A 19,621-nucleotide genomic window follows, 5' to 3' on the forward strand; every position below is an offset into this window, starting at 1 on the left:
CAAGGCTGGTGCCTTGCAAGCGCGGGCAACGCCGCAGACGGCCCCTTTGCGAAGCAACCCGAAGGGAAGCTCGCCACAGCCCGCCCCTCGGCGTTGCGCTCCTTGTGCGTGCGGACGCACGCACGGCGTCACGCGCCTTGATGGGCGGGCTGTGGCGAGCTTCGCGACCCCTTGCATAGGATGAACAGGCCCTAGTTGCCCAAGAGGAGTTCGTAGCGGGCAAAGGACGAGGCGCCTTTTCGAATCTCGCTGTGCAGCGAGAACCCGAAGCGTTCATAGAGCGAGCGCAGCGGCGCCCTGTCCGCCACGCAGTCGAGCCGCAGATGCCGGCGGCCCAGGCTCCGGGCGCGTTCGCGCGCAAAGTCCAGCAGCGCCGTCGACACGCCGTGCCCGGCCCAACGCCGACGTACCGCCAGCTTGTGCACGAACGCCGAGCTGCCGCTCTCGATCTCGGGCCAGAAGTACGGGTCTTCCAGGTCGAGCCGCATCACGCCGGCCACTTCGCCGCTCTTCCGCGCGATGAAGTAACGCCCGGCATCGGTGTCGCGCTGCACGCGTTCAAGGCCAACGTCGGAGGCTGACCACAGCGGCCGGCCATCGGCGGCCAGCCATTGGGCCGCTTCGGTCAGGACGGCGGCGACGGTGGCCGCCTCATTGGGGAGGGCTTGTTCGATGTGCATCGCGGTGGCCGAGGATAGCCGACCGCGAAGCCTTCAGAGCACTGGTTGATCGGCCGCAAACCGGCAGCGTGCCCTCGTGCACAGGGCACCGGGTGCTCCCCGCAGCGAAATAAAGGAGGAGCGAAGCGGGGGACATTCGCGGAGGGGAGTACCCGGTGGCCTGTGCACGCGCCCTGAACAACAGCGCCCCGCACCACGCCGCGCAACTCAACAGGCTGCTGCGTGGCCCCAAACAGAGACAGGCTCTCAATCGTGCAGCGACGACAGAAACTGCTTCAGCTCCGGCGTCTGCGGATTGCCGAACAGCTCCGCCGGCGGCCCCATCTCGTGCACGCGGCCCTGGTGCATGAAGATCACGCGGTCGCTGACCTTGCGCGCGAAGCTCATCTCGTGCGTCACCATCAGCAGCGTTATGCCTTCGTCGGCCAGCGATTCCACCACGCGCAGCACCTCGCCCACCAGCTCGGGGTCGAGCGCCGAGGTGATCTCGTCGCACAGCAGCACGGCCGGCTCCATCGCCAGTGCGCGGGCAATGGCCACGCGCTGCTGCTGCCCGCCCGAGAGCTGATCGGGCATGGCGTCGAACTTCTCGGCCAGGCCGACGCGTTCGAGCAGCTTGCGCGCCTGCGAGGCGGTTTCCATCGACGAGCGCTTCTTCACCAGCGTGGGCGCCAGCATCACGTTCTTGCCGACCGTAAGGTGCGGAAACAGGTTGAAGCTCTGGAAGATCATGCCCACGCGCTGGCGCAGCTCGCGCATGGCCATGGCGCTCTCGTGCAGCAGCGGCTTGCCGTCGACGGTGAGCGAGCCTTCCTGGAACACCTCGAGCCCGTTGATGCAGCGCAGCAGCGTGCTCTTGCCCGAGCCGCTCTTGCCGATGATAGCGATCACCTCGCCGCGCTTCACGTCGAGGTCGATGCCCTTCAGCACCTCGTTGGTGCCGTAGGACTTGCGCAGCGCGGTGATGCGCACGATGGGCGCGGCGAACGTGGCGGAGTCCACCGGCGGTCGGGGTTGTTTGTCAAGCACGGCGGCCATGGGTCTTCCTCTCGAGGTTCTTGGCGTACAGGCTCACGGGGAAGCACAGCACGAAGTAAAGCAGCGCCACGCAGCTGAACACCACGAAGGGCTTGAAGGTGGCGTTCGAAATCATGCTGCCGGCCTTGGTGAGCTCGACAAAGCCGATCACCGAGGCCAGCGCCGTGCCCTTGATCACCTGCACCAGGAAGCCGACCGTCGGTGCAATGGCGATCTTCACGGCCTGCGGCAGGATCACATGGCGCATCTGCTCGCCGAAGCTCAGGGCCAGGCTGCCCGAGGCTTCCCACTGGCCCTTCGGAATCGAGGCCACGCAGCCGCGCCAGATCTCGGTGAGAAAGGCGCTGGTGTAGAGCGTGAGCGCCACGCTGGCTGCGGTCCAGGCCGACACGTCGACGCCGAACAGCGCAATGCCGAAGTAGGCGAGAAACAGCTGCATCAGCAGCGGCGTGCCCTGGAAGAGCTGCACATAGAGGCCGACGGCCTTGTTCGCGAACATGCCGCCGCGCAGCCGAAGGAACAGCAGCAGCCCTCCCACGATGCCGCCGCCGACGAAGGCGATGAACGAGAGCACGACAGTCCAGCGCAGCGCCATCAGCAGGTTGCGCAGGATGTCCCAGAGAGAAAAGTCGGTCATGGCGACGGGTTCCTGCGTTCAGCGGCCGAAGAAGAACTTCGGCCCGGCCCAATTGAGCAGCCGCCGCAGCGCAACCGCCAGCGCCAGGTAGATCAGCGTGGCGATGATGAAGGCTTCGAAGGCGCGGAAGTTGCGGCTCTGGATCAGGTTGGCCGCATAGCTCAGCTCCTCGGTGGAGATCTGGCCGCACACCGCGGAGCCCAGCATCACGATGATGATCTGACTCACCATGGCGGGCCACACCTTCTTGAGCGCGGGCGGCAGCACCACGCGGGTGAACACCTGCACCTTGTTGAGCGCCAGGCTCACGGCCGCCTCGATCTGCCCCTTGGGCGTGGCCTCGATGCCGGCGCGGATGATTTCCGTGGCGTAGGCCCCGAGGTTCATCACCATCGCGATGATCGATGCCGTCTCCGGCGTGAGCTTGACGCCCGCCGCGGGCAACCCGAAGAAGATGAAGAAGAGCTGCACGATGAAGGGCGTGTTGCGGATCAGTTCCACATAGCTGCCGGCGACCCAGCGAAGCCACGGCGGCCCGTTGGCGCGCGCCCAGGCGCAGGCCACGCCCACGGCCATGCCGATGACCGTGGCGATGGCTGTCAGGCCGATCGTCCAGGCAACGCCCTTGGCGAGCAGCCGCCAGTCGACAAGAACTGCACCGAAGTCGAATTCCATGGCGGCGCCTTTGTTCGAGGTTCGACGCGGATCAGACGGGCAGGTCGCCGGCGGCCTTGCCGAGCCACTTCTTCGACATTGCGTCGAGCGTGCCGTCCTTCTTGGCCGCTGCGATGATCTCGTTGACCTTGGTCTTCAATGCGGTTTCGCCCTTTGCGACGCCGATGAAGCAGGGGCTGTCCTTCAGCAGCAGCTTGAACTCGGCGCTCACCTTCGGATTCTTGGCGAGCATGTCGCCGGCGACCGCCGCGCTGGTGGCGATGGTTTGCGTCTGGCCGGCCACGAAGGCCGCGATCGTTGCGTTGTTGTCCTCGAAGCGGCGGTAGTCGACATTCGGCGGCGCCACCTTGTTCAGTTCCTGGTCTTCCATCGCGCCGCGTGTCACAGCGACGGTCTTGCCGGCCATGTCGGCAAAGCTGGTGAGCTTCATGCTCTTGGCCGCGTACACGGCCTGGAAGAAGGGCGCATAGGCCGAGGAGAAATCGATCACCTTCTCGCGCTCGGCGTTCTTGCCGAGCGTGGAGATCACGAGGTCGGCCTTCCGGGTCTGCAGGTAGGGGATGCGGTTGGCGCTGGTCACGGGGACCAGCTCGACCTTGACGCCGAGCTTGGCGGCGATCAGTTCGGCCATCTCGATGTCCAGGCCTTGGGGCTTCATGTTCTTGTCGACCGAGCCGTAGGGCGGGTAGTCGGTCGGCACGGCGATCTTGACGGTCTTGGCCTTGAGCACGTTGTCGAGTGCGTTCTGGGCCTGGGCGGCGCCGGTTGCGGCCAGCATGGCGACGGAAGCGAGCGCGAGCGTAAGGTGGCGTTTGGACGAAGAGAAGGTCATAGCAAGGCTCCTAGGTAAGTCGATGAATCGGTGTCGTCGGTGGCGGACGCGGCGGCCTTGCGGCGCTTGGGCTTGCCGGGCGCGGTGGTGTGCGTGTTCTGCAGCGGCGCGAGGGCGTCGCGCAGCTGCGCGAGCGGGTCGGTGGGCGCCTGCACGCGCAGCGCCGACTGCACCGTGCCGATGTGTTCGGCCATCAGTGTCTCGGCGGCCGTGTGGTCGCCACGCTCGAGCGCCGCGACGATCTGCACGTGGTCTTCGCACGACTGCACCGCGTCGTGCGTGCTTTGGTAGAGCATGGCGATCAGCGTGGTGCGCGCCGTGAAGTCGCGCAGCGTGTCGGCCAGCAGCGTGTTGCCCAGGCATTCGGCCAGGCACACGTGAAAGTCGCCGAGCAGGAAGCTGCGGTTGCCGACGTCGCTCTCTTTCAGTGCGGCTTTTTCACGCTGAAGGTGCGCCTTCAGCTGGCGCAGGGCGACCTTGTCGATCTTGCCGGTGCTGCCCGTGCTGCGGATGAGGCCGAGCTCGATGACGCGGCGCGCCTCGAAGGCTTCGCGGGCCTCGTCCTGGGAGGGTTCGATCACGAACCAGCCGCGGCGCGCGCTCACGGTGACGATGCCGCGCGCGGCCAGCCGGGTGAGCGCCTCCCGCACGATGGTGCGGCTGCAGTCGAACAGCATGGCGAGCTGCTGCTCGCCCAGGCGCGAACCCGGCGCGAGCTTCTGCGCCATCACCGCCTCGACGATGCGTGCACTGATTTCGGATGCGGAAATGGCCATAGGCCTGCATACCAGCAGCTTCTGTGCCAACTGGTATGCAAGCGATGTGCACCGAAATGGGTCAAGCGGGCGCCGGATTCAGTCCATTCAGGTGCCCCAACCCCTCAACGCCGCCCCAGCGCGCTGGCCGGCAGGGTCAGCAGCATGAGCAGTGCCGACAGCACCAGCGCTCCGCTCAGGACGTAGAGGCTGGCCGTGAAACCGCCCGTCAGGGTCTTGAGGGCGCCGACCATCATCGGTGCGACCAGCCCGGCGCTGCCGCCGATGGTGCTGATGAGCGCGATGCCGGCGGCCGCGCCGCTCTTCGACATGAAGCTGCCGGGAATAGCCCAGAGCACGGTGAAGGCGCTGGAGATGCCCATCGATGCCAGCGCCAGGCACAGCACGGCGGCGAAGGGGCTGTGCATGAAGAGCGTGGTCAGTGCCAGGCCGGCCGCGCCCGCGAGCGCGCCCAGCGCGAAGTGCCAGCGGCGTTCCTTGTGCCGGTCGGAGTGCCGCCCGACCACGATGTTCGCCGCGATGCCGGCGACCGCGGGAATGACCGAATAGAAGCCGATCTGCAGCACGCTGAGCCCCATCGACTTCAGGATCGTGGGCTGCCAGAAGGATATCGCATAGATGCCGAGGATGATCAGGAAGGACATGAAGCCGATCAGCCACACCCGCCCGTCGCGCATCGCCGCGCCGAAGGTATGGCGCCCGGCGGCACCGTGCACGGCCTGGTCCTCGGCCAGCAAGCGCGCCACGCGCTGCTTCTCCGGGGCCGTGAGCCACGGCGCCTGCGCCGGGCTGTTCGACAGGCAGCGGAAGGCCGCAACGCCGAGCAGCACGCTCGGCAGGCCTTCGAGCAGGAACAGCCACTGCCAGCCGCGCAGCGCCAGCACGCCGTCGAGGTAGGTCATCGTGAGCCCGGCGATCGGCCCCGCGACGATGGGCGCCGCACCGAAGGCCATGAAGAACAGCGCAGTGGCCTGCGCGCGGTGGTGCGACGGGAACCAGAGCGTCAGGTAGAACAGCACGCCCGGCGCAAAGCCGGCCTCGAACACGCCGATCAGGAAGCGCAGCACGTAGAACTGCGTGGGCGTGGCGGCGAACATCATCGCCGCCGACGCGAGCCCCCACAGGCCCATGATGCGCAGCAGCGTCGCGCGCACGCCGATCTTCGCGAGCATCAGGTTGCTCGGAATCTCGAACACCGCGTAGCCGATGAAGAAGATGCCCGCGCCGAGGCCGAACACCGCGTCGCTGAAGCCCAGCTGGTCCTTCATCTGCAGCTGCGCGTAGCCGACGTTGGTGCGGTCGAGGTAGTTCAGCACGTAGCAGGCGCACAGCAGCGGCATCAGGCGCCAGGTGATCTTGCGGAACAGGGCGGCGTCGTCGCGTGCACTGGCATCGGCGGAGGCCGGCGTGCGTGCGTCCGTTGCATCGAGGGTGGCGGTGTTCATGGGGTGTCTCCTTTTGTCGTTCGTGCGCCGGCCCGTCGGGCCCGCACCGGTGTCCCGAAGCTCGTCTCGCCCCACAGGTGGCTTCTGGGGGCCCCCGGAAACAGCCAGTGCGGCGAGCATTCCGCCGACGGCACGACGTTGCTGAAGCCGTGCGAGGACGAGGTGCCGGCCAGGGTCTTCTCCAGCACCATCGACAGGTACTGGTCGTTGCTGCCCTCCTGCGTGTTGCCGTTGAGGATCACTTCCGCGCCCGTCGCCTGCGCATAGCGGCGGATGCCGTTGTGGCGCGACTGCAGCGGCGCCCAGCTGTCGGCCGCCACGCCGTTCTCGCTGCTCACGCGCAGGCCGTCGGCGGTGCGGTAGACCAGCGAATGGTTGCCTTCGGTGTGCCCCGGCGTGTGGACCAGCGCGAGCCCGCGGCCCAGCTGGATGCTGCCATCGAAGGCGGCGATGCGTTCCGCCGGCACGCCGTCGAGGCCGTGCGGGCAGTACCACTCGGCCTGCACCGGAAGCAGGCCGCGCACGCTCGCGAGCTCCTGGCGATGCACCAGCAGCTTGGCGTTCGGCAGCAGCCCCGGTGCCTCTGCATTGCCGAGCCAGCGGCGCACGTCCTGCGTGTGCAGGTGGTCGTAGGTGATGTAGTCGATCTGCTCGGGCGCCACGCCGCAGCCGGCCAGCGCCTGAAGCACGGTCTGGTAGACCGGCGCGATGGCCTTGTGCAGGAATTTCGGCGTCTGATCGCTCAGGCGCTTGAAGTAGGGCGTCTCGTTGCCCGCCTCGAAGTCGGCCGGCGTAAAGAGCAGCGTGCGCAGGCGCCCTTCGAAGTCCTCGTACTGGATCAGCACGGTGCGCGCCAGCAGGTGGACCATGTGCGGCTTGAGCAACTGCTGCGAATACACGCCGGTGAAGGCGAACCACGCGGGGTATGGAATGCGCAGCAGGTTGAAGCTGCGCGCGAAGCGCACCGGCGGCGCGTCGAGGAGGCGTTCACGCAGTCGCTCGGCGCCGTGGCGGATGGCGCGCAGGCGGTCTTGCGGCACGGGTGCATCGCGTGTGCCGTCGAACTCTGCGAGTTGTGCGAAGCCGGTTGGCTCGGGGTCTCGGATCATGATCGTCTCCTTGGAATGAAAGCTTGCTTTTCGATTCGTTGCGTTGTTCGGGGCGCGATCCCGCCGACGGTGTGCTCTGCTCCGCGAATGTCCCCCGGCGCGGCCTAGGGCCGCAGGCCTCCTCCTTTATTTCGCTGCGCAGAGCACACCATCGGCGTGATCGCTCAGAGCACTGGTTGATCGGCTCGCACAAGCGCTGCGCTTATCGTGCGCAGGGCACCGGGTGCTCCCCGCAGCGAAATAAAGGAGGAGCGAAGCGGGGGACATTCGCGGAGGGGAGTACCCGGTGTCCTGTGCACGCGCCCTGAACAAAAACAAGAAACGAGCGCAACTCAGTACATAGAGCGCCCGCCCGATATGTCGAACACTGCACCGGTGCTGAATGAGCAGTCTTCCGACACCAGCCACGCAGCCATGGCAGCCACTTCGTCGACCTCGACGAAGCGCCCCATCGGCACGCGCGAGAGCAGCACGCTGCGCAGTTGTTCGCGGTGCTCGGCCGGCACGCCCGCGAACACCGCAGTGTCGGCCGCCGACGGCGTGATGCAGTTCACCAGCACGCCCGCCAACGCCAGCTCCTTGCCGAGCGACTTGGTCAGCGCGATCAACCCCGCCTTGGAGGCCGAGTACGCGGCGTTGAAGCCGTTGCCCTCCTTGCCCGCGACCGAGGCGATGTTGACGATGCGGCCGCGCTGCTGCGCCTGCATCACCGGCACGACGGCGCGACAGCACAGCCACGCGCCCGTCAGGTTGATGTCGAGCACCTGGCGCCATTGCGCGGGCGTGTGTTCCCAGGACGACACCGTCGGGCCCAGCACGCCCGCGTTGTTGACGAGGATGTCGATGCGGCCGAAGGTCTCCTGCGCCTCTGAGGCCGCGCGCGCAACCTGGTCTTCGTCGCGCACGTCGACAAGCGCGGAGATCGCCGTGCCGAGCGGCGCGAGCTGCCGCACCGCATCCGCCAGCGCCGCTGCCTCCACGTCCCACAGCGCGACGCTTGCGCCGTCCGCCAGGTAGCGCCGCGCGATGGCCAAGCCGATGCCGCGGGCGCCGCCCGTGACGATCGCATGGCGCCCTTCGAGCGGCCGGCCGTGCACAGTGGTCATGCGACGGCGGCCTCGGGCCTGGGTGCCGCGGCCGGCTGGCCGAGGAGCCCGCTGACCAGCGCGCCGACCGCTTCCGCGGGCACGCCGGCCAGTAGCTGCCGCAGCATCGTCAGCGTGTCGAAGTAGACGCGCTCGCAGACCAGCCGGTCGCCCTCGAAGATAAAGAAAGCGTTCATCCGGCAGCGGAAGCTGTTGCCCGTTGGCGGCAAGCCCTTGAGCGGGCCACGGTGCGTGCCGAGCAGCCAGAACTCGACGATCACCGAGTCCTCGGCATGCCGCAGCTGGATGATCTCGTGGCGCTGGTCGGGGAAGGCGCGGCGCGTGTCGGCGTAGTACTGGCGCACGTCGGCGATGCCGTCGTGCACCTCGCCGCTCGGGATCAGCTCGTAGTGCGGGTGCGGGAAGGTGCCGAGCACCGCGTCGAAGTCCTGCCGCGTCTCGTCGGCGAAATGGTCGAGCACGAGGCGCTCGCGGCGGGCTTGAAGTTCGGTCTGGTCTTTCATCGGGGTGTGCTCCATGTGACAGGGGACATCGGGTTGCTGCGAATGCGCCGGCCCGGGCTGCCTGCGTACTATCGGCACCCCCTTGCACCAAGACTGTCCGGTGTTGGCATTCGCCACCCCGGACAAACCCGCGATGCCACGCACGCCCCACCGACCCAGCCCTGCCGCAGCCGATGCGGCGCCGTCACCGCCGCAGGGCAGCGATATGCGCCTCGCCGACGACGTGCAGCAGCGGCTGCTCGCGGTGGCCCACCGGCGCACGCTGGCGCGCGGCGAATCGCTGTTCCACAAAGGCTCGTCGCCCGATGCGCTGTTCGGCGTGGTCAGCGGATCGCTGCGGGTGAGCGTGGTCGCGCCGGGCGGGCGCGAAGCGGTGATCGCGATGCTCGAACCGGGCCATTGGTTCGGCGAGGTGTCGCTGCTGGTCGGGCGCGAGCGCGTCTACGACACCTGCGCGGTCGACGTCACCGAGATGGCCGTGGTCGCGGCGGCGGATTTCCACCGGCTCGTGGCCGAGCACCCCGACGTGCACATGGCCTTCACGCGACTGGTCTGCCTGCGGCTGCGCCAGGCGCTGGCCTGGATCGACGACGTGATCCTGATGCCGCTGCCCGTGCGGCTCGCGCACCAGCTGCTGACGCTGGACGCGCGGGCCACCGGCGCCGCGGACGGCAGCGGCGGCACGCTGCTGGGCGTGTCGCAGGAAGACCTGTCCTTCATGCTCGGCGTGTCGCGCCAGAGCGTGAACCGGCAACTGAAGCTGTGGGAGGAGGACGGCACGCTGCGCGTGCGCTACCGCAGCATCGAGCTGCTCGACCGCGGGCAGCTGGAGCGGCACGCGGCCACGCCAAGATGACCGCGGGCGGTGATCAGTCCATCCGGGCGCCCGAAGCCTTCACCGCCTTCTCCCAGCGCGGCGTCTCCGTCGCCAGGAAGCGCGCGAAGTCCTCGCTGCCCAGGTAGGCCGGGTCCGCGCCCTGGCTCACCATGCGCTCGCGCACCTCGGGGCTGGTCAGCACCTGTTTGAACGCATCGCTCAGCCTGGCGACCACGTCTTTCGGCGTGTCCTTCGGTGCGAGGAAACCGTAGAACCCCACCACCTCGAAGCCCTTGACGCCCGACTCGATGACCGTCGGCACGTCGGGCAGGGCGGGGTTGCGCTCGCGGCTGGTCACGGCCAGGGCGCGCACCTTGCCCTGCTTGTGGTAGTTGGCGGCCTGCGGAATCGACTCGGCCATGAACTGCACCTGCCCGCCCATCAGGTCGGTAAATGCCGGTGCGCTGCCGCGGTAGGGGATGTGCACCATGAAGATGCCGGTCGCGGTCTTGAACATCTCGGGCACGAGGTGGCTGATGCCGCCGTTGCCGGCCGAGCCGTAGTTGACCTGGCCGGGCCGCGCCTTGGCGTAATCGATGAACTGCTTCAGGTTCTGCACTGGCAGCTTGGGCGTGACCAGCAGGGCCAGCGGCTGCATGGCGGTGCGTGCGATGGGCACGAAGTCGCGCTGCGTGTCGTAGGGCAGCTTGCTGTAGAGTGCGCCGTTGATCACGGCCACGCCGGTGTTGGCCAGCATCAGGGTGTAGCCGTCGGCCGGGCTCTTGGCGACGAAGTCGGCGCCCACCGAGCCGCCCGCACCGGGCTTGTAGTCGACGATCAGCGGTTGGCCGAGCACGGCCTGCAGCTTGTCGGTGAGAAGGCGCGCGTGCTGGTCGAGCGGGCCGCCGGCCGGGAAGCCGATGACGACCTTGATCGGCTTGTCGGGGTAGGCGGCCTGTGCAGGGCCGCCGATGCCGAACGATGCGAACGACGCGATTGAAAAAGCCGCCGCGATGGCGGCGCGGACCGGGTGGCGGTGGGCCATGGATCGTCTCCTCTTGTAGTGAAGACGATCATAAGCAGCGCTCAGCCGGCCAGCGTGGCCTTCAGCGTGATCTCCGGCACGCTGGCCAGCGCCTTCGACAATGGGCATCCGGCCTTGGCGGCGGCCGCGATCTGGTGGAACTTGGCTTCGTCGAGGTTCGGCACGGCGGCGTCGAGCTCCAGCGCGATGCGGTCGATCTTGAAGCCTTCGCCATCCTTGGCCAGGCGCACCGCGGCCTTGGTGTCTATGCGGGTGGCGGTGAAGCCCTCTTTCTCCAGAGCGAAGGCAAAGGCCATCGTCAAGCAGGCCGCATGGGCCGCGCCGACGATCTCCTCGGGGTTGGTGCCGCGCTTGTCGTCCTCGAAGCGGCTCGCGAAGCCGTAGGGGTAGGCCTTGAGGGCGCCGGTCTCGGTGCTGACCTGGCCCTTGCCGGTCTTGCCGGCGCCTTCCCAGTGAACGCTTGCGTGCTTGTCTGCTGGCATGGGAGTTCCTTCATTCAGGTGGTGGGTGGAGGGGAGCGACAGGTATCTCCCGGAAAGCCATCCGTGTCTGTAGTCGCACGGCGCATGTTGGGGGAGATCGCCTGTGTGAGAAAAAAGGGCGTCACCAATGTGACGCCCCGGGGGCTTCCCCGATGGGAGGGGCGGCCGGGGCGGCTTAGGCTGGCGTGCCGTCATTTTTCCCCTCTTCTCTCCTCCCCCGCCTGTTCTCACCATGCAACAACGCCCGCATTACAAGTTCTGGCCCAAACGCCTCCCGCATTCGATCACCGTTCCCGTCACCTCGCTCTGGCACAACCTCGCCACCTCCGCCGCGCGCTACCCCGGCAAGGCCGCGCTCGTGTTCTTCGGCCGCGTGGTGAGCTACCGCGAGCTGGCCGACCAGGTCGAGCGGCTGGCCGGCATGCTGCATGCGCTGGGCGTGCAGCGCGGCGACCGCGTGGTCCTGAACATGCAGAACTGCCCGCAACTCGTGATCGCGCACTTCGCGATCCTGCGGGCCAATGCCGTGGTGGTGCCCGTCAACCCGATGAACCGGGCCGAGGAGCTCAAGCACTACATCGTCGACCCCGACGCCAAGGTGGCGATCACCACCGGCGACCTTGCCGGCGAACTGGCCAAGGCCAGCGATGCGCTGCCGCCCGAGCAGCGGCTCGCGCACATGATCGTGACCCAGTTCACCGATGCCTTCGACGCCGACATCACCGGCGACGACGCCCCCGCGCCGGCCTGGAACGCCTGGCTCACCACGCGCCACCCGCTGCCCGCGCTCGCCGATGGCAAGGTGATGGCGTGGACCGATGCGCTCGAGGCCGGCCATCCGCCCCCCGCGCATGGGGTGGGCGCCAACGACATGGCCCTGCTGCCCTACACCAGCGGCACCACCGGCCTGCCCAAGGGCTGCGTGCACCACCATTCGAGCCTGATGCACAACGCCGTGTCGGGCCAGCTCTGGGGCCAGGCCACCTCGGAGGCGGTGGTGCTGGCCGTGGTGCCGATGTTCCACATCACCGGCGTGGTGAGCATGATGCACACCTCGATCCTCGCGGCGGCCACGCTGGTCATCATGCCGCGCTGGGACCGCGAGGTGGCCGGGCGGCTGATCTCGCGCTGGAAGGTCACGAGCTGGACCAACATCCCGACCATGGTCATCGACCTCATGGCCAGCCCCAACTTCGCGAGCTTCGACCTGTCGAGCATGACCCACATCGGCGGCGGCGGCGCCGCGATGCCGCAGGCGGTGGCGCAGCGCCTCTTCGAGCAGTACGGCCTCAAGTACCAGGAGGGCTACGGCCTCACCGAGACCGCCGCGCCCTCGCACACCAACCCGTCGGACAATCCCAAGCAGCAATGCCTGGGCATCCCGTTCATGAGCACCGATGCGCGCGTGGTCGACCCCGACACGCTGGCCGAAATGCCCATTGGCGAATCGGGCGAGATCATCATCCACGGACCCGAGGTGTTCCAGGGCTACTGGAAGCGCCCCGACGCCACAAGAGCCGCCTTCGTCGAGTTCGAGGGCAAGCGCTTCTTCCGCTCGGGCGACATGGGCCGCATGGACGAGGACGGCTATTTCTTCATGACCGACCGCCTCAAACGCATGATCAATGCGAGCGGCTTCAAGGTGTGGCCGGCCGAGGTGGAACTGCTGATGTTCCGCCACCCCGCGATCCAGGAGGCCTGCGTCATTTCGACGAAGGACGACTACCGCGGCGAATCGGTCAAGGCCGTGGTGGTGCTGCGCGCCACGCACAAGGACACCACCGAGCAGCAGATCGTCGACTGGTGCCGCGAGAACATGGCGGTCTACAAGATTCCGCGCACGGTGCAGTTCGTCGATGCGCTGCCCAAGAGCGGCAGCGGCAAGGTGATGTGGCGGCTGCTGCAGGAAGACGAGAACGGGGCCGCGTAACAGCGGGTTCCTGCCCCGGCGCCCGGGCACTTCGCACCGAGAATTCGTGCTTTTGACCGCCACGGTTTTTCCGCCCATGCGCTTGCGCTTTCTCTCCGCGATCTGTCTTTCGCTTCTGCCCCTGCTGACCCAGGCCGCTCCCCGCACCTGCCTCATCGTCGGCATCAGCGACGGCGACACGCTCACCGCGCGCTGCGGCCGCATCGGCGCCTACGAACAGGTCAAAGTGCGCATCGCCGCCATCGATGCGCCCGAAAGAAAGCAGCCGTATGGCCAGCGCAGCAGGCAGGCGCTGAGCCGCCTCTGCTATGCCGAGAAGGCGCTCATCACCGAGCGCGACACCGACCGCTACGGCCGCACCGTGGCCGACGTGAGCTGCAACGGCCAGGATGCTGGCAGCCGCATGGTGTCCGAAGGCTGGGCCTGGGTGTACGACTACAACAAGGTCGCGACCAAGCGCGGCGGTGGGCTCTTCAAGCTGCAGGATGCCGCGCGCAGGCAGGGCCTGGGGTTGTGGGCCGATTCGAAGCCGACGCCGCCCTGGGACTGGCGGCGAGAGCAGCGCGAGCACCACTGGAGCGACGCCTTGTTCTGAGCCTCCGGGCCGCTGTCATGGGGGATTCATGCGGGCGCGAGACCATCGCGGGTTCTCGCAACCCCAGACGACAAGAAGATGGCCAAAGATTTCGAGCAGATGGAGGACTCCAACCCCTCCACCAACCCCACGATCCACGAGGTGTCCGACCCGAAGCGCCGGGTGTTCGTGCGGGGCGGCCTGGCGGCGGCCGTGGCGGGCCTTTTCGGTCCCCTGGCGGCCGGCACGCTGGCCGGTTGCGCCACCACCGGCAGTTCGGTGCGCACGCTGGGGCGGGCCATCGGCTTCAAGAGCGTGCCCATGGCGGCGGTCGACCGGGTCGTCGTGCCCGAGGGCTACAGCACGCAGGTGATCTACCGCTGGGGCGACGCCACCGGCATCGCGGGCCGCATGCCCGCCTTCAAGGCCGACGGCTCCAACACCGCGGACGAACAGGCCCTGCAGGCCGGCATGCACCACGACGGCATGGCCTTCTTCCCGATGGACGGATCGAACCGTGGCCTGCTGGTGCTGAACCATGAATACGTGGACGACGGCCTGTTGCATCCGGACGGCATGAAGACCTGGACGCCTGAGAAGGTGCGCAAGTCGATGAACGCGCACGGCGTGTCGGTGATCGAGCTGCAGCGCGAAGGCGCGAAGTGGTCGCAGGTGCTGCCTTCGCGTTTCGCGCGCCGCATCACCGCGCTCACGCCGATGACGCTGACCGGCCCCGCCGCAGGCCACCCGATGCTGCGCACCGCGGGCGATCCGACGGGTACGCAGGTGCTCGGCACCTACAACAACTGCTCGAACGGCCAGACGCCGTGGGGTACCTACCTGACCTGCGAAGAAAACTTCGCGGATTATTTCGAAGGCACCGACACGCCGGACGCGCACCAGAAGCGCTGGGGCATCAAGAAGGGTAACGGCGCCAAGTACCGCTGGCACGAGCACGAAGAGCGCTTCGACGTGGCGAAGCACCCGAACGAATCGAACCGCTACGGCTGGGTGGTCGAGATCGATCCGCAGGACCCGGCCTCGACGCCGCGCAAGCGCACCGCGCTCGGCCGCGCCGCGCACGAAGGCGCCGCCACCGCGCTCACCAACGACGGGCGCGCGGTGATCTACATGGGCGAGGACTCGCGCTTCGAATACATCTACAAGTTCGTGAGCCGCGACAAGGTGCAGCCGGGCGGCGCCGCCGCGAACCGCGAACTGCTCGACCACGGCACGCTCTACGTGGGCCGCTTCGACGTGGACGGCACCGGCGAATGGCTGCCGCTCGTCCAGGGCAAGAACGGCCTGGTTGCCGACAAGGGCTTCGCGAGCCAGGGCGACGTGCTCGTCAAGGCGCGCCAGGCCAGCGACATCCTGGGCGCCACCAAGATGGACCGCCCCGAATGGACCACCGTCGACCCCCTGACCAAGGAGGTCTACTGCACGCTCACCAACAACAGCAACCGCGGCGCCCCGGGCCAGCCCTTCATGGATGCGGCCAATCCGCGCTCCAACAACACGATGGGCCAGATCATCCGCTGGAAGGAAGGCGGCGACCTCGATGCGACCAAGTTCGCGTGGAACCACCTGGTGCTCGCGGGCGATCCCAAGCAGACGCGCTACGAAGCGCAGGGCAACATCAAGGGCGACACCTTCGGCAGCCCCGACGGCCTGATGGTCGACGCGCGCGGCGTGCTGTGGATCGAGACCGACGTGTCGACCTCCACGCTCGGCAAGGGCGAGTACGCCAACCTGCCCAACAACCAGATGCTGGCCTGCGACCCGACGAAGGGCGAGATCCGCCGCTTCCTGCTCGGCCCGGCCGGCTGCGAGATCACGGGCCTGACGGCCACGCCGGACCTGCGCACGCTCTTCATCAACATCCAGCATCCGGGCGAGCCGGCCAACGAGCGCAGCGATCCGGACCGTCCGCTCGCGGTGTCGAAGTGGCCCGACGGCGCGGGCCGTCCGCGCTCGGCGACCGTGGTCATCACGAAGAACGACGGCGGCGTGATCGGGACCTGATCTACGACTCGCTCTTGCCCTGCACGTCCGCCACCACGCGCGCATTGCGCTGGAAGCTCCAGTAGGCGCCGGCCCAATCCATCATCACGACGATGCGGTTGCGGAAGCCGATCAGGAAATATGCGTGCGCGAACAGCCAGAACAGCCACGCGAGCCGGCCGCTGAAACGCAGCGGGCCCAAGGGCGTGCCCAGGTCCACCACCGCCGAGTTGCGGCCGATGGTGGCGAGGTTGCCGTAGTCGGCATAGCGGAAGGGCACGGTCGGCTGGCCCGCGACGCGGCGCAGGATGTTGGCCGCGGCGGCACGCCCCATCTGCTTGGCGCCGGGCGACACGCCGGGCACCGGCTTCGGCGGCTTGCCGGGCGCATGGCTCATGGCGGCCGCGAGGTCGCCCACCACGCTGATCTCGGGATGGCCGGCCAGGCTCAGGTCGGGCTCGACCTTGATGCGGCCTGCGCGGTCGCATTCGACGCCGGTGGCGCTGCCGAGCATGCGGCCCAGCGGCGAGGCCGCGACGCCGGCGGCCCAGACCACGCAGCTGCTATCGATTCGGTAGCTGTTGACCGCAGCGCCATCGGCGCCGCCGCCCGTCTGCACTTCGAGCCCGGTGCCGTCGATGGCGGTGACGCGCGCATTCAGCCGCACTTCGACGCCCAGCCTTTCCAGTTGCTCGAGTGCCTTCTGGCTCAGGCTTTCGGGCATGGCCTGCAGCACGCGCGGACCGCCTTCGACCAGCAGCACCTGCGAGCTGCCGGGGTCGATGTGGCGGAACTCGCCCGAGAGCGTGTGCTTGGCAATTTCTGCGAGCGTGCCGGCCATCTCGACACCGGTCGGGCCGGCGCCGATCACCACGAAGGTGAGCAGGGCGCGGCGGCGTTCCGGGTCGGTGGTGGTCTCGGCGGTTTCGAACGACATCAGCACGCGGCGGCGGATCTCGAAGGCATCGGCCAGCGTCTTCAGGCCCGGGGCATTGGGCGCCCATTCGTCGTGCCCGAAATAGCTGTGCGTGGCACCGGCGGCGACGATCAGGTGGTCGTAGGGCACGCTGCTGCCGTTGGCCAGCTGCACCGTGCGGCCGGTGGAGTCGATGGCGCTCACTTCGCCGAGCAGCGTCGTGATGTTCGGCTGCTTGCGGAACAGCGTGCGCACCGGCGCCGCGATGGACGGCGCGGCGAGTCCGGCGGTCGCCACCTGGTAGAGCAGGGGCTGGAACAGGTGGTGGTTGGTCTTGTCGATCACCGTGACATCGACGTCGGTGCCCTGCAGCTTGCGGGCCGCCTCGAGTCCGCCGAATCCGCAGCCGACGATGACGACATGGGGCCTGGCCGAAGTGTGGGTCGTTTGCATCGAACGGATGATACGCAGCCCGTCCTGCACGTCCGGCCATCTTGTGCCACAGTGGCTGCCCCGCCGATTGTCCGGGCTGCGATGGCGCGGGGCCTTGTCCTACGCACCGCGGCAATGCCGATGGGCTAAAACTTGCAGTTGACCCGACTGGAGACCCCATGACGCTTTCCCGGCCGATCACACAGGCGGCAAGCGCACTGCGCGACAGGTTTCGCGAGGTGCGCGCCCAGAGCCTGGCGCTTGCCGCTCCGCTTTCCGCCGAAGACCAGTGCATCCAGTCGATGCCCGACGCGAGCCCGACCAAATGGCATCTCGCGCACACCACCTGGTTCTTCGAGACCGTGCTGCTGCAGCCGCATGCCGAGGGCTACCAGCCGTTCGATCCGCGCTTTCATTACCTCTTCAACTCGTACTACGAGGCGCTCGGGCCGCGGCATCCGCGGCCGCACCGGGGGCTGCTCACGCGGCCGTCGGTGGACGGGGTGCATGCGTACCGCCGCCATGTCGACGAGGCGGTGCTTGCGCTGCTCGACGGCGGTATCGGCGAGCAGGACTGGGCTGCGGTCGAGCCCATCGTCACGCTCGGGCTCCATCACGAGCAGCAGCACCAGGAGCTGCTGCTCACCGACATCCTGCACGCCCTGTCGTGCAACCCGATGCTGCCGGCCTACAAGCCCGCGAACGGGCCTGCGCTGCGGCTGGCCGCCGTGCCGCCTGCGGCGCGCTGGCTCTCGCAGCCCGGGGGCATGGTCGAGGTGGGGCATGCGGGGCCGGACTTTTGCTTCGACAACGAGACGCCGCGCCACAAGGCCTTGCTGCAGCCGTATGCCATGGCCGACCGGCTGGTGAACTGCGGCGACTTTGCGCAGTTCATCGCCGATGGCGGCTATCAGCGGCCCGAGCTCTGGCTGTCCGACGGCTGGGCCACGGTGCAGGCGCAGGGCTGGCGTCATCCGGCGTATTGGCTCGCGCCCGACGATCCGCGCCTTGGCCTCGGCTCGCAACAGCCGCAGGGCGGCGGCAATGCGGGCTGGCAGGTGTTCGGCCTGCACGGCGTGCGGCCGATGGAGGCCGATGCGCCGGTGTCGCAACTGAGTTTCTATGAAGCCGCCGCGTACGCCGAATGGGCCGGCGCGCGGTTGCCGACCGAGTTCGAATGGGAAGCTGCCTTCGACGCGCCCGGCATCGCGCAGATGACCGGCCATGTCTGGCAGTGGACGCGTTCGTCCTACGACCCGTATCCCGGATTCCGGCCGATGCCCGGCATCGCGGCCGAATACAACGGCAAGTTCATGGTGGGGCAACTGGTGTTGCGCGGTGGCAGCGTCGCCACGCCGGCCGGGCACACGCGGCCCAGCTATCGCAACTTCTTTCCGCCGGCAGCGCGCTGGCAGTTCTCGGGGCTGCGGCTCGCGAAAGACCTTTGATCATGCGCAATCCAACCTCTTCATCGTCGCTGTCGTCGTTCGTTTCCGCGAAGTTGCAGAAGCAACAACCCTCGCCGGCCGCGGCCGAGGCTGCGCCATTGTCCGAATTCGGCCGGGAGATGCAGGCGGGGCTGGCGCGCTCGCCGCGGAGCATTTCACCCAAGTTCTTCTACGACGTGGCGGGCTCGCAGCTGTTCGACCGCATCTGCGAACTGCCCGAGTACTACCCGACACGCACCGAGCTGCGCATCCTCGGGGAGTGTGCGGGCGAGATCGCTGCGCAGATCGGGCCGAATGCCGAGATCGTGGAGTTCGGCGCGGGGTCGTTGACCAAGGTGCGGCTGCTGCTCGATGCGCTCGAGTCGCCGAAGCGCTATCTGCCGATCGACATTTCGGGGGAGCACCTCGAGGCGGCCGCCGAGCGGTTGAAGGCCGACTATCCGGCGCTCGTGGTGCAGCCCATTGCGGCGGACTACACGATGCCCTTGGTGCTGCCTGCGCCGGTGGCCGGTGCGGGGCGGCGCGTCGGTTTTTTCCCGGGGTCGACGATCGGGAACTTCGAGCCTGACGAGGCGCTGGCTTTCCTGCAGCTGGCGGCGCGGATGCTGCGGGGCGGCGGGCTGTTGATCGGCGTCGATCTGGTGAAGGAACCGGGGCGGCTGCACGCGGCCTACAACGATGCGCAAGGGGTGACTGCGGACTTCAATCTGAATCTCCTGCGCCGTGCCAATGCCGAGCTCGATGCGGATTTCGATCTCGATGGCTTTGCGCACGCAGCGTTCTACAACGCGCCCCGGCAGAGGATCGAGATGCACCTCGTGAGCCGGCGGGCTCAAAGCGTTTCCCTGAATGGGGAACGGTTCGGGTTCGAGGAAGGGGAGACGATTCATACGGAGTACTCGCACAAGTTCACCGTTGAAGGGCTGCGCGCACTTGCCGTGCGGGCGGGGTTTCGGCCTGGGGCGGTCTGGACGGATCCCGAGAGGCTCTTCAGCGTTCACTGGCTGGCGGCCTAGTTTGCTTTTCGAGGCCGGGGCGAGACCCGGCCCCCGAAAAAAACACCCCATAGGGTCCATATCGCCCCGAAGAATCCGGGTCGCCGAAGCAACGGCACAATACCGGTTGCCCCGTGCGGCAGCGCAACGGCCAGCGCCCCCGCCATCCTCCCCCTG

19 protein-coding genes are annotated in these 19,621 nt (G+C 67.9%); 6 read left to right on the plus strand and 13 right to left on the minus strand.

Features of this window, described 5'->3' with window-relative positions; all coding sequences use genetic code 11:
* Positions 1 to 191 precede the first annotated feature (191 nt).
* From AC1DXX_RS16390 to AC1DXX_RS16435, 10 genes are all read right to left on the minus strand, one after another.
* Entirely contained in the window at positions 192 to 680 is a 489-nt protein-coding gene (locus AC1DXX_RS16390; RefSeq protein WP_478135258.1) for a GNAT family N-acetyltransferase, read from the minus strand.
* Between the two features lie 246 nt (positions 681 to 926).
* Positions 927 to 1,718 carry an amino acid ABC transporter ATP-binding protein gene (locus AC1DXX_RS16395; protein WP_478135259.1) on the minus strand — a complete coding sequence of 264 codons (792 nt, stop codon included), beginning with the start codon at positions 1,716 to 1,718 and terminating at the stop codon, positions 927 to 929.
* Entirely contained in the window at positions 1,702 to 2,355 is a 654-nt protein-coding gene (locus tag AC1DXX_RS16400; protein ID WP_478135260.1) for an amino acid ABC transporter permease, read from the minus strand. The genes AC1DXX_RS16395 and AC1DXX_RS16400 overlap by 17 nt, the downstream gene beginning before the upstream one ends.
* An 18-nt stretch (positions 2,356 to 2,373) precedes the next feature.
* On the minus strand, positions 2,374 to 3,030 hold the full coding sequence (locus AC1DXX_RS16405) for an amino acid ABC transporter permease (protein WP_478135261.1): 657 nt from the start codon (positions 3,028 to 3,030) through the stop codon (positions 2,374 to 2,376).
* Between the two features lie 31 nt (positions 3,031 to 3,061).
* Positions 3,062 to 3,862 (minus strand): transporter substrate-binding domain-containing protein, encoded by an 801-nt coding sequence (locus AC1DXX_RS16410; RefSeq protein ID WP_478135262.1) that lies wholly within the window; start codon positions 3,860 to 3,862, stop codon positions 3,062 to 3,064.
* Positions 3,859 to 4,638, minus strand: coding sequence for a GntR family transcriptional regulator (locus tag AC1DXX_RS16415; RefSeq protein WP_478135263.1), 780 nt, complete (start codon positions 4,636 to 4,638; stop codon positions 3,859 to 3,861). The genes AC1DXX_RS16410 and AC1DXX_RS16415 overlap by 4 nt, the downstream gene beginning before the upstream one ends.
* A 104-nt stretch (positions 4,639 to 4,742) precedes the next feature.
* Positions 4,743 to 6,083, minus strand: coding sequence for an MFS transporter (locus tag AC1DXX_RS16420; protein WP_478135264.1), 1,341 nt, complete (start codon positions 6,081 to 6,083; stop codon positions 4,743 to 4,745).
* Complete coding sequence (locus tag AC1DXX_RS16425; RefSeq protein WP_478135265.1) at positions 6,080 to 7,192, minus strand: MBL fold metallo-hydrolase; 1,113 nt, start codon at positions 7,190 to 7,192, stop codon at positions 6,080 to 6,082. Before AC1DXX_RS16425 ends, AC1DXX_RS16420 begins: the two co-directional genes overlap by 4 nt.
* A gap of 332 nt (positions 7,193 to 7,524) precedes the next feature.
* A complete protein-coding gene (locus tag AC1DXX_RS16430) occupies positions 7,525 to 8,298 on the minus strand; it encodes an SDR family NAD(P)-dependent oxidoreductase (protein WP_478135266.1) in 774 nt (257 codons plus the stop codon).
* Positions 8,295 to 8,801: an ester cyclase gene (locus tag AC1DXX_RS16435; protein WP_478135267.1), complete on the minus strand. Its 507-nt coding sequence runs from the start codon at positions 8,799 to 8,801 to the stop codon at positions 8,295 to 8,297. Before AC1DXX_RS16435 ends, AC1DXX_RS16430 begins: the two co-directional genes overlap by 4 nt.
* 133 nt (positions 8,802 to 8,934) lie before the next feature.
* Between AC1DXX_RS16435 and AC1DXX_RS16440 the strand changes: the two genes are divergently transcribed.
* Positions 8,935 to 9,657 carry a Crp/Fnr family transcriptional regulator gene (locus AC1DXX_RS16440; protein ID WP_478135268.1) on the plus strand — a complete coding sequence of 241 codons (723 nt, stop codon included), beginning with the start codon at positions 8,935 to 8,937 and terminating at the stop codon, positions 9,655 to 9,657.
* Between the two features lie 13 nt (positions 9,658 to 9,670).
* Here AC1DXX_RS16440 and AC1DXX_RS16445 read toward each other — a convergent pair whose 3' ends face one another.
* A complete protein-coding gene (locus AC1DXX_RS16445; RefSeq protein WP_478135269.1) occupies positions 9,671 to 10,663 on the minus strand; it encodes a Bug family tripartite tricarboxylate transporter substrate binding protein in 993 nt (330 codons plus the stop codon).
* 41 nt (positions 10,664 to 10,704) lie between these two features.
* A complete protein-coding gene (locus AC1DXX_RS16450; RefSeq protein WP_478135270.1) occupies positions 10,705 to 11,145 on the minus strand; it encodes an OsmC family protein in 441 nt (146 codons plus the stop codon).
* Positions 11,146 to 11,377: 232 nt separating this feature from the next.
* Here AC1DXX_RS16450 and AC1DXX_RS16455 point away from each other — a divergent pair, with 232 nt between their 5' ends.
* The 3 genes from AC1DXX_RS16455 to AC1DXX_RS16465 all read left to right on the plus strand — a co-directional run bounded on the left by AC1DXX_RS16455 (position 11,378) and on the right by AC1DXX_RS16465 (position 15,674).
* Positions 11,378 to 13,075 (plus strand): long-chain fatty acid--CoA ligase, encoded by a 1,698-nt coding sequence (locus AC1DXX_RS16455; RefSeq protein WP_478135271.1) that lies wholly within the window; start codon positions 11,378 to 11,380, stop codon positions 13,073 to 13,075.
* A gap of 76 nt (positions 13,076 to 13,151) precedes the next feature.
* On the plus strand, positions 13,152 to 13,670 hold the full coding sequence (locus AC1DXX_RS16460) for a thermonuclease family protein (protein ID WP_478135272.1): 519 nt from the start codon (positions 13,152 to 13,154) through the stop codon (positions 13,668 to 13,670).
* A gap of 78 nt (positions 13,671 to 13,748) precedes the next feature.
* Complete coding sequence (locus tag AC1DXX_RS16465; RefSeq protein WP_478135273.1) at positions 13,749 to 15,674, plus strand: PhoX family protein; 1,926 nt, start codon at positions 13,749 to 13,751, stop codon at positions 15,672 to 15,674.
* Position 15,675: 1 nt separating this feature from the next.
* On the opposite strand, the gene AC1DXX_RS16470 is transcribed toward AC1DXX_RS16465, so the two are convergent.
* Positions 15,676 to 17,022 carry an NAD(P)/FAD-dependent oxidoreductase gene (locus tag AC1DXX_RS16470; RefSeq protein ID WP_478135274.1) on the minus strand — a complete coding sequence of 449 codons (1,347 nt, stop codon included), beginning with the start codon at positions 17,020 to 17,022 and terminating at the stop codon, positions 15,676 to 15,678.
* Between the two features lie 158 nt (positions 17,023 to 17,180).
* On the opposite strand from AC1DXX_RS16470, the gene egtB reads away from it, so the two are divergent.
* Both egtB and egtD read left to right on the plus strand, forming a co-directional pair.
* The gene (egtB, locus tag AC1DXX_RS16475; protein WP_478135275.1) at positions 17,181 to 18,449 is read left to right on the plus strand and encodes an ergothioneine biosynthesis protein EgtB; all 1,269 of its coding nucleotides are present in this window, start codon (positions 17,181 to 17,183) and stop codon (positions 18,447 to 18,449) included.
* Positions 18,450 to 18,451: 2 nt separating this feature from the next.
* Positions 18,452 to 19,465 carry an L-histidine N(alpha)-methyltransferase gene (egtD, locus tag AC1DXX_RS16480; protein WP_478135276.1) on the plus strand — a complete coding sequence of 338 codons (1,014 nt, stop codon included), beginning with the start codon at positions 18,452 to 18,454 and terminating at the stop codon, positions 19,463 to 19,465.
* Positions 19,466 to 19,621: the final 156 nt, after the last annotated feature.

Source organism: Variovorax sp. P4_B10 (assembly GCF_056402375.1).

Coding starts and splice junctions, on each gene's coding strand:
- AC1DXX_RS16425 (WP_478135265.1), bottom strand. CDS start 7,192: ATGATCCGAGACCCCGAGCCAACCGGCTTCGCACAACTCGCAGAGTTC.
- AC1DXX_RS16390 (WP_478135258.1), bottom strand. CDS start 680: ATGCACATCGAACAAGCCCTCCCCAATGAGGCGGCCACCGTCGCCGCC.
- AC1DXX_RS16465 (WP_478135273.1), top strand. CDS start 13,749: ATGGCCAAAGATTTCGAGCAGATGGAGGACTCCAACCCCTCCACCAAC.
- egtD (WP_478135276.1), top strand. CDS start 18,452: ATGCGCAATCCAACCTCTTCATCGTCGCTGTCGTCGTTCGTTTCCGCG.
- AC1DXX_RS16450 (WP_478135270.1), bottom strand. CDS start 11,145: ATGCCAGCAGACAAGCACGCAAGCGTTCACTGGGAAGGCGCCGGCAAG.
- AC1DXX_RS16400 (WP_478135260.1), bottom strand. CDS start 2,355: ATGACCGACTTTTCTCTCTGGGACATCCTGCGCAACCTGCTGATGGCG.
- AC1DXX_RS16415 (WP_478135263.1), bottom strand. CDS start 4,638: ATGGCCATTTCCGCATCCGAAATCAGTGCACGCATCGTCGAGGCGGTG.
- AC1DXX_RS16460 (WP_478135272.1), top strand. CDS start 13,152: ATGCGCTTGCGCTTTCTCTCCGCGATCTGTCTTTCGCTTCTGCCCCTG.
- AC1DXX_RS16420 (WP_478135264.1), bottom strand. CDS start 6,083: ATGAACACCGCCACCCTCGATGCAACGGACGCACGCACGCCGGCCTCC.
- AC1DXX_RS16435 (WP_478135267.1), bottom strand. CDS start 8,801: ATGAAAGACCAGACCGAACTTCAAGCCCGCCGCGAGCGCCTCGTGCTC.
- AC1DXX_RS16430 (WP_478135266.1), bottom strand. CDS start 8,298: ATGACCACTGTGCACGGCCGGCCGCTCGAAGGGCGCCATGCGATCGTC.
- AC1DXX_RS16440 (WP_478135268.1), top strand. CDS start 8,935: ATGCCACGCACGCCCCACCGACCCAGCCCTGCCGCAGCCGATGCGGCG.
- egtB (WP_478135275.1), top strand. CDS start 17,181: ATGACGCTTTCCCGGCCGATCACACAGGCGGCAAGCGCACTGCGCGAC.
- AC1DXX_RS16445 (WP_478135269.1), bottom strand. CDS start 10,663: ATGGCCCACCGCCACCCGGTCCGCGCCGCCATCGCGGCGGCTTTTTCA.
- AC1DXX_RS16470 (WP_478135274.1), bottom strand. CDS start 17,022: ATGCAAACGACCCACACTTCGGCCAGGCCCCATGTCGTCATCGTCGGC.
- AC1DXX_RS16410 (WP_478135262.1), bottom strand. CDS start 3,862: ATGACCTTCTCTTCGTCCAAACGCCACCTTACGCTCGCGCTCGCTTCC.
- AC1DXX_RS16405 (WP_478135261.1), bottom strand. CDS start 3,030: ATGGAATTCGACTTCGGTGCAGTTCTTGTCGACTGGCGGCTGCTCGCC.
- AC1DXX_RS16455 (WP_478135271.1), top strand. CDS start 11,378: ATGCAACAACGCCCGCATTACAAGTTCTGGCCCAAACGCCTCCCGCAT.
- AC1DXX_RS16395 (WP_478135259.1), bottom strand. CDS start 1,718: ATGGCCGCCGTGCTTGACAAACAACCCCGACCGCCGGTGGACTCCGCC.